General features: G+C 59.4%; 15 protein-coding genes. 14 read left to right on the top strand and 1 reads right to left on the bottom strand.

Translation table 11 applies throughout. The features are described 5' to 3' along the window. The 10 genes from AWB75_RS39075 to AWB75_RS37905 form a co-directional block, all read left to right on the top strand. Positions 1-523 (top strand): hypothetical protein (locus AWB75_RS39075; protein ID WP_235012414.1); only part of this gene is annotated, 523 nt, incomplete at its 5' end. Beyond that, positions 520-1725, top strand: coding sequence for a DUF1173 family protein (locus AWB75_RS35240; RefSeq protein ID WP_061128570.1), 1206 nt, complete (start codon positions 520-522; stop codon positions 1723-1725). The genes AWB75_RS39075 and AWB75_RS35240, both read left to right, overlap by 4 nt. 53 nt (positions 1726-1778) lie before the next feature. Beyond that, on the top strand, positions 1779-2249 hold the full coding sequence (locus AWB75_RS35235; RefSeq protein WP_235012413.1) for a hypothetical protein: 471 nt from the start codon (positions 1779-1781) through the stop codon (positions 2247-2249). A gap of 47 nt (positions 2250-2296) precedes the next feature. Continuing rightward, positions 2297-2512, top strand: coding sequence for a hypothetical protein (locus AWB75_RS39070; protein ID WP_235012412.1), 216 nt, complete (start codon positions 2297-2299; stop codon positions 2510-2512). 347 nt (positions 2513-2859) lie between these two features. Continuing rightward, positions 2860-3132, top strand: a complete 273-nt coding sequence (locus tag AWB75_RS35230; protein WP_061128567.1) for a hypothetical protein — start codon at positions 2860-2862, stop codon at positions 3130-3132. Then, positions 3129-4199 (top strand): phage Gp37/Gp68 family protein, encoded by a 1071-nt coding sequence (locus tag AWB75_RS35225; protein ID WP_061128566.1) that lies wholly within the window; start codon positions 3129-3131, stop codon positions 4197-4199. The genes AWB75_RS35230 and AWB75_RS35225 overlap by 4 nt, the downstream gene beginning before the upstream one ends. Next, entirely contained in the window at positions 4196-4516 is a 321-nt protein-coding gene (locus AWB75_RS35220) for a hypothetical protein (protein ID WP_061128565.1), read from the top strand. The genes AWB75_RS35225 and AWB75_RS35220 overlap by 4 nt, the downstream gene beginning before the upstream one ends. Positions 4517-4568: 52 nt before the next feature. Beyond that, on the top strand, positions 4569-4964 hold the full coding sequence (locus AWB75_RS35215; protein WP_061128564.1) for a DUF7682 family zinc-binding protein: 396 nt from the start codon (positions 4569-4571) through the stop codon (positions 4962-4964). A gap of 116 nt (positions 4965-5080) precedes the next feature. Beyond that, on the top strand, positions 5081-5746 hold the full coding sequence (locus tag AWB75_RS35210) for a Lar family restriction alleviation protein (RefSeq protein ID WP_087087176.1): 666 nt from the start codon (positions 5081-5083) through the stop codon (positions 5744-5746). Between the two features lie 78 nt (positions 5747-5824). After that, on the top strand, positions 5825-5965 hold the full coding sequence (locus tag AWB75_RS37905; RefSeq protein WP_157696111.1) for a hypothetical protein: 141 nt from the start codon (positions 5825-5827) through the stop codon (positions 5963-5965). Between the two features lie 132 nt (positions 5966-6097). On the opposite strand, the gene AWB75_RS35205 is transcribed toward AWB75_RS37905, so the two are convergent. Beyond that, a complete protein-coding gene (locus tag AWB75_RS35205) occupies positions 6098-7240 on the bottom strand; it encodes an integrase domain-containing protein (RefSeq protein ID WP_061128568.1) in 1143 nt (380 codons plus the stop codon). A 1553-nt stretch (positions 7241-8793) separates the two neighbouring features. Between AWB75_RS35205 and AWB75_RS35200 the strand changes: the two genes are divergently transcribed. The 4 genes from AWB75_RS35200 to AWB75_RS35185 all read left to right on the top strand — a co-directional run bounded on the left by AWB75_RS35200 (position 8794) and on the right by AWB75_RS35185 (position 10704). Then, the gene (locus AWB75_RS35200; RefSeq protein ID WP_061128562.1) at positions 8794-9816 is read left to right on the top strand and encodes a PRTRC system protein D; all 1023 of its coding nucleotides are present in this window, start codon (positions 8794-8796) and stop codon (positions 9814-9816) included. Beyond that, the gene (locus tag AWB75_RS35195) at positions 9813-10172 is read left to right on the top strand and encodes a hypothetical protein (protein WP_061128561.1); all 360 of its coding nucleotides are present in this window, start codon (positions 9813-9815) and stop codon (positions 10170-10172) included. The genes AWB75_RS35200 and AWB75_RS35195 overlap by 4 nt, the downstream gene beginning before the upstream one ends. Positions 10173-10325: 153 nt before the next feature. Further along, positions 10326-10478, top strand: a complete 153-nt coding sequence (locus AWB75_RS37900; RefSeq protein ID WP_157696110.1) for a hypothetical protein — start codon at positions 10326-10328, stop codon at positions 10476-10478. Next, positions 10468-10704 (top strand): hypothetical protein, encoded by a 237-nt coding sequence (locus AWB75_RS35185; protein ID WP_061128559.1) that lies wholly within the window; start codon positions 10468-10470, stop codon positions 10702-10704. The genes AWB75_RS37900 and AWB75_RS35185 overlap by 11 nt, the downstream gene beginning before the upstream one ends. Positions 10705-10819: the final 115 nt, after the last annotated feature.

The following is a 10819-nucleotide window of genomic DNA, read 5'->3' as shown; positions in this document are numbered from 1 at the left end:
CTTGCCTTCGCTTTCCATGCTTCAAATCTCCCGTTACAGCCAAGATCCGAAGTCTCCTACATTTCCGGGGCGGTTCATGCGCTCGCGCTATACGAGCTCGCGGCCAGCCAACGTCGGCGCGCCTCTGATCGCCCCGCTCCCGCTGAGAGCATCACCCGCCCAACTGCAGCGTAACTGCACCCGAACCATGAATCTGATCGTTGTTAGCTTCGAAGATTGCACGATAGATCCTGCTGGCGCACGCGCAGCGTCGACCCCTGCGCGCGGCATTCCTGACAGCTGGATCGACGCGTTGATTGGAACCGGTTCGGTTTTTTCCCGAGACTACGCCGCACCCGATACCGTGTCGACGGTCGGACTTCAGTTTCCAAGTTGCGACCACGCGGAACAGTTCTGCCTGAGCGTGCGCGAGGTGGCCAACCTCCTCGGCACCCGGGCTCACATCCACAAAGTTCCGGCGAACGACGCGCAGCGAACCCTCCGGGAGGCCGCGAGACATGTCGCAAGTTTTTTGACGGCATAACCGTCGCCCTCGAAGAGGTCCAGGACAATCCAGCGAGGTACGCGCGGCAACTCGAGCGCGCCAAGGTTTCCTCGGGATATGCCGTATGTCGCTGCACGACTGGCGCGGGCGGTGACCCACTACGGCTTGTCGTGAGGCGTTACGGCGCGCTCTTCCATCTCGCGCGTTGGCCTGATGAAGGTCCGCGACACGACGCCCAGTCATGCTCCTTTTACGCAGCAGGGCCGTCCGCGGATAGCGCGAATCCTGATTCGCTTGACGCGATCCGGCAAACTCCCGCTGGCCTAAACGTAAAGCTCGACGCCTCGCTGGCCGTTCGAACTGTCGAACCCGTTACCCGATCAGCAAGCAATCTTTCAGGCGCCGGACCAACCCGCCGCTGTGCGCCCTTTCTCGGCTTTCTGCAGCGCGTGTGGCTCGAAGCAGGCTTGAACGTCTGGACGGGCGCGCCGGCACGCAGCTGGGGCCAATGCAATGCACAACTGCTGGCAGCGCTCGGCGACGGGAAACTCAACGGCAAGCCGATGCAGGACGTCCTGCACGTCATGAGTAGGTACGACGAGAGCGAAGGCCCCTCAATCGTCGCCGAGTTCGACCGCTTCCTCGCGCGAATCACCACGACGCCTGAAGCCACCCAACGCGGTATCGTCATCACCGAGGTGCGAAGCGTCGACAACTCGAAGTTTGGATTCGTCCTGAGGCTGCGTCAGACCAGCCGGACACTCTTCGCGTCCAAGGCGATCATCGACGCCGCGTCGAAGTCTTTCCGATCCGCGTGGGCGCAGATCGGTGCCCCGACCGCGCGGGTTGTGGCGCTGGCCGTCAACGAACGCACGCTGGGAAAGGGAGATAAGGAGGGAAACCTGCGGATCGTCGACGTGGCGCTTCAACTGTGCAACAGCACCTTCATCCCCTGTGATTCGAGTTACGAAGTGGCGATGGCGAACCGGCTTGTCGCCGAGCGGCGCAGGTTCAAGAAGCCCCTTCGTCTGATGCCGGGCGATGACACGCTGCCCGATTTTCGGTTGACAGACACCTCGACGCCTACCGCGATCGAGGTCTACGGCATGCTGGACAACGCCCAATACCTCGCACGCAAAACACAGAAGCAAGCCATCTATGCCCGAGCCGCAACGCCGTGCGTGGAATGGATCCCGCCCGCTGCCCTCGAATCAATCCGTCTCCCCGTCGCCGCGCCTTGACAGCGCAAAGCGCCGGGATATGTTCAAGGCGATTCCCACTCCCGAGCAATGTCATGGACTCGAACTCTTTCTTCCTGAAGCGCGCCATCGCGCGTGACGCGGATTGGCAGGTGAGCTATCCGGCGCTCGCCCTGGCCAGCTCGATCGACCCCGTCGACGAACGGCGCAAGCAGATCGTGGTCGCGGCGGCCGACGACTACCACTTGCGCATGGTCTTCTTCAGCACGCTCGGCGCCATCCTCGACTTCGAGGCGACGTGGCCGGAAATCGACCGATCGGCACGCGGCTGGCTCGCATTCACGCTTCGTTGGAACAGGTGGTGGTTGCCGAACCAGCCCGCTGCTCGCGCACTCGAACAGCATGCATCAGCGCCGACCGATCTCCTCTTTGCACATCGCGATGTTGAAGGTGGCCCCACAGACACGGTTTGTTTTCGTCGCTACCTCGATGCGATTGAGCAGCACTATCGCCGCGATGAGGCTATCTCCCGCCTTCTCTGCCCGAGCGCCGAATCGCTGGCCTAAACCTCGTCCTATCAATACGGCAACATGATCAAGGCGACCGACGACAAGTGAACCAACGGCACCTGCAATCGGCGTGCCCTCCTGGACAAGAACAATGCGTTTCAGGCAGCACCGCCGAACAGGCGTCCCCGTGCGAAGCTGATAAGGAGGTCGCCTACGAACTGGCCGGTTTTCTCGATATGGTTTCGCGCGGCGACTATCCTCGAGCTAAGGACGATGAGGACGCGCCCGAAGGTTCAATCAAGATGACATCGACCATCTGAAAGCGCTATATAAGCGACTTGCCAAGATCGCCATCCACGCCGGTGCACTCCGGCGTAACGTTGCCGCGCAAGTCGCACCGGAAGCAACGGCTGAGGTCGAAATCGTCGCGTACTCCGTTGGACGTCCTGCCAGCGGAGACGAAGTATTTATCGAACGCGCGAGCCAGGTATGTAGCTCCAATCTGTGGAAAGTCAGGACTCGCTTCTCGTGCCTCAACACGAGCGGCGAGTGGGAACACGACCCGGTGCCGAGCTCGCGCGACGACACGTTTCTCGTTCGCTGCCGATTCGCCACCGTTGAAGATGCAATCGCGGCCGCTCGTACCGCGCTCGCAAAAGAACTATGAATGCTCCACATTCAAGGTCCGGATGACATCGTTGCCGCGCCGTCGCGTGCGCAAGCTGATGCGGTCGCCGCGGCGTTCAATGCCCTTCACGGCGAGCGCACCAAGAAACAACGTGCCGAGATCGTCGCTGAAGACAAAGACCCAAGCCTCCATGCCGAGGTCAAGGCCGTGGTCCATGGCTGGTGTGGTACGCCCCAAGCGCACGCGGAAAGCGTCGACGAGTACTGGCCGGAGTATGCCAAGTACCTGAACGCCCAGGAGCCTAAATCTTGAGTGAAAACGGCAAAATCGAGTGGACCGATCACACGTTCAATCCATGGTCCGGATGCACAAAGGTTTCGCCGGGTTGCGACCACTGCTACGCTGAGTCCATGATGGACACCCGCCTGCATCGGGTCCGATGGGGTGCCGGCCAACCCCGTGTTCGAACGTCGCACGCCAACTGGCGGAAGCCGCTCCAGTGGAACGCGCAGGCCGACGCTTTCTTCGCCAAGCACGGGCGCCGCCAGCGCGTATTCTGTGCCTCCCTCGCCGATGTATTCGATAACGCGGTTGATCCCGCATGGCGCGTTGACCTGTTCGATCTTATCGACAGTACACAGGATCTCGACTGGTTGCTCCTGACGAAGCGCATCGGCAGTGTGGTTCCTATGATTCGGGAGGTTGCCGCGCAACGCCCCAATCTCTGGTATCTGCATGAGCCGCGATTGCCCGACAACGTCTGGCTCGGAGCGACGGTCGTCAATCAGACTGAAGCCGACCGCGATATTTCAAAATTGCTCGCCACGCCCGTGCGCGTGAAATTCCTCAGTATGGAGCCCCTTCTAGGCGCGGTCGACATCGGTGACTGGCTCACACCCAGTTATCCTCATTGCGGGACCGGCTTCTCTCAGGGCGGCGGAATGGCGGATGGCTATTGCGGAACGTGTGCCGGGCACGCCAGCGATCCGATTCATAAACTGGGCCGGCGCGATCTCATCGACTGGGTCATCGTCGGCGGAGAAAGCGGGTTCGGCGCACGCCCCATGCATCATGCATGGGCTCGATCCCTGCGCGACCAGTGCGCGGCCGTCGGCGTTCCATTCCTTTTCAAACAATGGGGCGAATGGTATCCGATGACAGTCGACGGCGAAAAGCAGACGGCCCGTCTTCCCGATGCCAAGGAAGTCGCCCTCGACCGCCAGTATGGTGTCACCGGCGCTCGTTCTCACGAGTGGGCTGCCGATGCGGGGCGAGTCGCGCAGCCCTCGATAATCTCGATCGCGCTCGGAAAGAAGTCTGCAGGCCGGTTGCTCGACGGACGCGTACACGACGAGTTCCCGCGGCACGAGGTCGCATGAGTAAGGTCATTCCTTTTGCTCGCCTGCGTGTCTCCGTCGCTGAACAGAATGAACGCCCACGCGGCGAGTGCACGCATCGGCGAATCAAACTGGAGCCAAACGGCGGCGTTGTTGTCTGTTCCATTTGCGGCGCAATGCTGAGCCCCTTTTGGGCGCTATCGATGCTCTCCGAGCAATACGGACTGGCGCTCGCTCAGATCGATCGGCTGAACGCCCGCTTGGCGCTCGCGAGCGCACGGGTCCTCGAACTGTCTGAGGAGCTCGACGCGCTCACCACTCAAGAAAGAGCTTCAAAAGCGTCGCCAACCGAGACTTGACCGAGCAGCGTTAAATGGTGCAATAGCTCATCAACAATGACGGAAGAGCACCATGAAACAGACGTTCGCTTGCGGTCACAATGGCAAGGGCAAGTTTTGCCACACCTGCGCCGCGTCCGAGAAAAGAAAAGCTGACCAGTCACGCGCGCATGAAGAGAAGCGCGCGCCCAAGCGAAGTGTGACCTCGACTGATCCGATCGATCTGACCATCGTGCGGCACCTGAGCTCCGTTCAACGCGAGGCACGTGACCTGCTTGCCCGAGTCAGCAGCGGCGTCCATCCGCTTTCACTTGACGGCAAGTTTCTGAAATCATCCGCCGGTAAGCTTCTGTCTGTGCCAGTCGGCCGATCATACAGACTGCTCTTCGACGCCCCATCTCTCACGCCGATCCGACTGGTCAGTCACGAGGACTACAACGCGATCGCATCAAACCGCGTCGCGGCATAGTTGTTCGTCCTCTAGGGCTGGGTTTTGGCGGAAATTGGGGCCTGATCGGCGCTGGCTATAATGCCTTCCGCCTACATTTTTCATCTCGCCGGCTTTCGACGCCTTAGGACCCCGCCATGACTGACGAACTGTTTCCCTGCGACCATTGCGGCGGAGCGTGGGCGTTCGGATTCTCCCAACGATTGATTGGCCGGCCATCAGCACCTGAGCGAGACTTTTCTCGCCTCGGCTCGAGCCTCGCACCGGCCACGCACGACATGGAAGCGCGCTCGCTCTACGAGGCGCCGACCGAGAAAGTCTGCTGCATCTACTGTGAAGAGTGCGGGATGCAAACGCCTTGGATCGCGACCGGCAACGACCGGCACGCCGCGCTGGACCAAGCCGGGGAAATTTGGAACGCCCGTATGCGGCGACCGACGGCGAAAGAAGGCGACCTCCTCAAGCTCGTTCGGAAGGAAATTAGCGCCGTCGATGCGGCATTTCTGATCGACCTTCTGTCCCGCAACGAAGACGACTGGGAAAAGCGCGGGCCGATTTTCGGAATGATCGCCAAGAAGATCGCGGACAGCAAAATCACGATGAGCGAGTATTGGCCCGTCGATCCCGTGCTTAACGATGCGGCTCGCTACCGCAAGCTTCAGCAGCTCGCGAGGCGCATCTACATCGACGGGATCGCGTCCATCCAGTTTCCACGGATTCCCGCCACGGGCGGCGACGAGGGCAATTTCGAGAACAGCGTGAACCTCGCCGTCGACGATCTCCCAGATCGCAACCGCTGGTAGCTTGACTTGGCACCAGGGCCGGCATACTGATCTTATGCTCTGGTCGCCGACCGGGGATTCAACTAGAGGAAGAACAGTATGTCTCCCGTCGAATACATCCGTGCCGCCTATCGTCTGCGTGCGCAACTCGCGCCGCAGATTTTCACCGTCCTCGCGTTGGGGGTGATTCTTACCTATCACGCCATGACGAGCCCGATGCTGAGTTGGTTGCTGAATTGAGCTACCCGTCTAAGCCGCCCTGCTCCTCACCAGAGCTACCCAGGTAGCTCTGGTGATTTTTCGCTGAACTCGTTAGTTATTGATTTGTATAGACTTTTAGCTTCTGGTAAATGTGCCGTTTAGCGCCCCCCTCTATTCGGCACATTTCTCCCGATCCAGGATGCGATAAAGCGATTGCCGTGAGATGCCCAGTAGCTTGGCCGCGGCCTTCTTTTCACCGCCCGCACTGACGACTGCTGCCTGCGCCTGTTCCAGGGAAATTGCGGCGGATTTCTGTTGGGCGACGGCGTTGTAGCTCGCCAGATATGCATTGGCCTTACGACGGCGACTATGGCCCGCTGCCGCAACCACCTGAATCATCGCTTCCCGATGACTCTTGATATCGGCCTTCTCGCCTGTTCCTTTGATCGGCGCAGCGACGCCGGTGAGCCTCTCGTACATCTGCTGGAGATACCCGTGCCGCATCCCATGACTGGTGACGCCCAAGCCTGCTTTCGTGACGCCATACCGCTTGAGCACGTCATAGTAGTGATTCCTCCATTGGGTCTTGGTGTACCCATCGGGGATTGTTGAGCCGGTCAGCGTGTTGCAATATTGCATCGCCTCTTCCAACACCGATATTTGCAACTCCATCGGCACGACTCGGTCTCGACCGCCCTTCGTTCCGCGCGTGACACTTAGCAGGCCGTCGTGGCGGACCGATTCCTTTGGCCTCAGAAGAAAGCTTTCCTCGACACGCAACCCAAACGCCGCTTGCATTTTCAACTGCATCGCAACCACCGGGTCTGTCCTCGCGATCTCATCCAATACGGCGATCGCGTCGACCTGATTGCCCTCCCACGACTTGTCCTCAAGCGCGGAGTAAGAGCGAATGAGACCATTCTCTTTGCGATCGACATAGTCGCCCACGGTCCCGACGAGATTTGGCTTGTCGATCCAGTTCGCGAACGCACGAAAGTAAGTAATCTTGTTTTCGATCGTGCCGCCGCTTTGCTTTTTTCCGACCCAAAGATTGACCAGGAAGCGGATGTGCTTTTCCTTGAGTGACCATGGCGATTGCAGCGCAAAGCCGTTCTCCCGGAGTTCTTCGAACGAGCGGCACAGCTTCTGTAACCGATATCCTTGCGTTTTAACTGAAAGTGATTTCGAACTGAGACGGGTCCGACTGTGCACGCGATTGACGTTTTCCCTGAACAGAACCTCGAGTTCGCGCTTGAAATCCGCTGGGAGCCGGTAGTCGCTCAAGAGCGCTTTCACATTCAACGTCACTTCCATATACATTCTCCAAAAGTTCATCTGACTTTCTACTGACTGCACAAAGAGAAGCCGGCCCGAGTCGAACGCCCGGCACACCCCTGCCGCGTCGAAGAAGGCCGTGCGACTCTCTCCACGCCCTGATCCCGCCGCTTACCATCCCGTCATTCCCGCATGCTTAAGCGCGCTATCGCGTTTTCACATCAGCGATCTCGAAACGCAGTGACAACTGCCACTCCGACCACGCAGCGTCCGCTTCGAGATGTCGGTCAGTGGTCCCAACACGTGGTCGACCGAAGCGACGATCACCCCTGCGCTCATTCGCCGCCTGAGAACGAATTCGCTAAGGCGCCCGCATCAGCACCTCGTACTTGCGTTCTTATGGGCCAGGCGATATCTCTCCCGCCCGCTTCATTTGCCGCAGCTTGAGAGCCCCTCAGGGAGCCTATCTCCTGGTCTCGATCGCGCTGCGCGCCGCGTACCCCGCCGGGTCCTGCCTTCCTGTCCTTTAGCGATTCCATTCGATAGCCCCGCACGTGGAAGAAACGTGCATCGACCCTCCGTATTGCTGCGTGCTGCCGTCCTCACGCTTCGCGTGAAAACCGCTGGCGACGGTCCCGCTGGCACTACTCACGACCGGCTCTGCTTACGCAGCCTCCTCGTCGTTGTGTCTTGCCTTCGCCGCTTCCCCGTGTTCGCGCTTCCGCTGCGCCAACCTGAGACCGCCGCTTCTACGGCTACCGCGCCGGCCTAAACGCGTCACTGCGCCCGTGTGCCCTGTCTTGCGACCGCACGACATCGGCCAATTGCTCGGTAATTCGTTTGCGCTGTTTTTTCTCCAGTCGCGCCTACCGTTCGTCTTCCGTACAGGGATGAGCCGCCTCTTGTGGCCTGCCCATACCCCCATCCCCAAGCACGTTCAATCGGCCGCGGTGTGTCGGGCTTCATGCAACGTACCCAGCTTCGTGTGCTGAAAGGATGTGTCCATGCGCATTGAGTCGGCGTGATTCGAAGCACACAGAACCGTGTCCGTGTCCGCTTCCAAGCCGTCTCAACTCGCAGATTCGGGCAAAACCGCCCGCAAACCCAATGGATATCGCGTGTCCGGCGTCCTCAACGTGGGTCGCCTTGTACTTGATCTGATTCAGAAAAAGGCCGCATCACTTTGCGGCCTGTGACAGAGGGGTTTTCGCTAGGCAAAGCGAACCCCTCGATGGTCCTTGTAGGAGGGTCGATGCGCTGGTCGCGCGGTGGGTATTTCGAAGGATAGACGCGAATTCGGTCAGTGCGCAGGCGAAAGCTCCTTAATTCATGCTGCCTTTTGCTTCCTTGACATCGTCTGTTGCTCGCTACAGTAGACCGGCATGGCGGGGTGACTTTCTGACCGATTTCTCCCCCCCGAAAACTGACCGTTTGATTTAGCTCTAAATTTGCTTCGCGCTTCTAACCGTTTTCGAGCACTTATCGGTTGGTTTTCGGTGACTTCCTCGCTTCCCGCCATCGTTTGGATCTGCCCGAAATCTGACACTTTTCGGGCAGAACGCGAATTGAACATGACACACTCTGGAGAGAGAATGAAATCGCACGCAGCAGTCTTCGCCGTCGACGTCGGCTACGGTAATACGAAAGTCGCTTTCCGAAACGGCTCGGAGGTCGCAACCCTGATCTTCCCATCGCTCACCCCGACTTACCAGGAACAAACGATCGCTATCGAGAGCCAAGGGCTGTTGACCGTCCCGAAGACCGTAGCGATCGAATGGAATGGCAAGACCTACGAGGTCGGACCCGGTGTGCCGTTGAGTTCGCGCAACGGCGACGCAGGCGGCACGCTGGCCGATAACTACTGCACCACCGATAGCTACGCAGCGCTGCTGGGCGGAGCCTTCCACTTTGCGAATATCGACTCCGTGGACCGGATGGTGCTGGGCCTGCCCGTCAAGAACTTCCACAAGTACGCGGAACACCTTCGCCAAACCTTCACTGGCAAACTGGATTTCGGCAACACTCAAGTCACCGTCGGCCGGGTGATGGTCCTGCCGCAGCCAATCGGCGCGCTCGTGAACTTCACGAAATACCACGAGTTCGACCAGGAGAACCCTCATCTGATCATCGACGTCGGATATTTCACGACCGACTGGGTCGTCGCGACCGGCCTCACAATGGACGAGCGCCGCAGCGGTGGGCATCAGAGCGGCGCCTCGCATTATTTCCAGAAAATCGCAGAGCGCATCAAGGCGAAGCTCAAGGCGTCGCCCGATGGAATCGAACGCATCGACAAGGCAGTACGTGAGGGCAAGAAATACCTGCTCGCCGGACAGGATATCGATCTCGCGCCCTATCGCGCCGAGTCGCAGCCTGTCATCGACGGCACCGTGAAGATCATTCACAACCACATCGGCCACACCGAAGATCTCCGCTCGATCGTTCTAACCGGGGGCGGTGCCGCACTCTACGCATCGACCATTCGCGCGGAATTTCCTAGTACCCGGATCGACATGATGTCGAATCCGAGCTTCTCGAACGTCAAGGGCTTTTTCGCGGCCGGAGAAGTGGCGATGATGCGCGAGAAGCCGCGTAAGGAGGGCGTTGCTGCATGATGGGATCATTGGAGGTCAAGATCACGATTAGCGAGGCCGTCACGCCCACGTTGTTTAAGGCACTGACCGCCGTCTCCAACCCAAGGCAGCGCGCCGCGCTGCTCAAGCGCCTTGCCGAGGACGCATTGCGCGGAAGCTTCGCGCCGGCCCATACCTCACCTTCGGCGGGCTCCGTCAACAATGACGGGGGCAACACGGATCGCGACACTCCGGCATCGAGCGCGGCTGACTCAATTGCGGTCCCCGATCATCCAAGCGCCCGAGCCGATCACGGACCCCTGAAACCGGCGACTTCCAACGAAGAAGAAGGACAGTTCGACTACGCGTTCCTCGCAGATAAGCTCGGCGATTTCTGAAACTCGATCACGGCGACACGTGTCTCGCATATCTTGCATATCGAGCGCGGTCGCCGTCATTCATTCCGAGGGGCGCCTTGACTTTAACGCGTGCATGCCATGATGGGTTCATGGGTCGAACGACACGACCTACAACGCTACGGAGATTTGTACATGACCCTTCTCGAAACTATCATGCAACTAGACTGGACCCGCGCTGCCCGCATGTGGGTGTTCGTTGCTGGCGCACTCGCCGCGTGTGAGGCCGCCTACCTGTTTCACCGCGCATTCATTGCCTACAGGAAAGGAGCTGACGATGCACGCTAAGTTCGTGGCCCTCCCCTTCGTCACGCGTCGCGTGCTGATCGCGCTCGCCCTCTTCTTGCTCGCCTTCGTTTCGGTGCACCTGCCGAAGAACGGTTTCAGCGAGACGTTGTGCTTCGGGTCGTTGTTCGGCTTGCTATGGGCGGTCGGCATTCTCGTTCCGTTGCTCAAGGTGACCTTCTTTGTGCTGCGGTGGGTGTTGAGATACCACGTGTTATTCAAGTACTGACACGCGCGCGAGCAAAAAAAAACCCAGCCAATCGGCTGTAATGCCGTTCAGTTAAGCGACTGAACGGCATTTTATTTTGGCGCGGGAAGTAGTTGTAAACGTTGCGCCGACCTGT

The organism is Caballeronia catudaia (genome assembly GCF_001544755.2).
Taxonomy (GTDB): domain Bacteria; phylum Pseudomonadota; class Gammaproteobacteria; order Burkholderiales; family Burkholderiaceae; genus Caballeronia; species Caballeronia catudaia.
The sequence above is the reverse complement of the archived record's forward strand: the minus strand, read 5'-3'. Positions and strand labels throughout refer to the sequence as shown.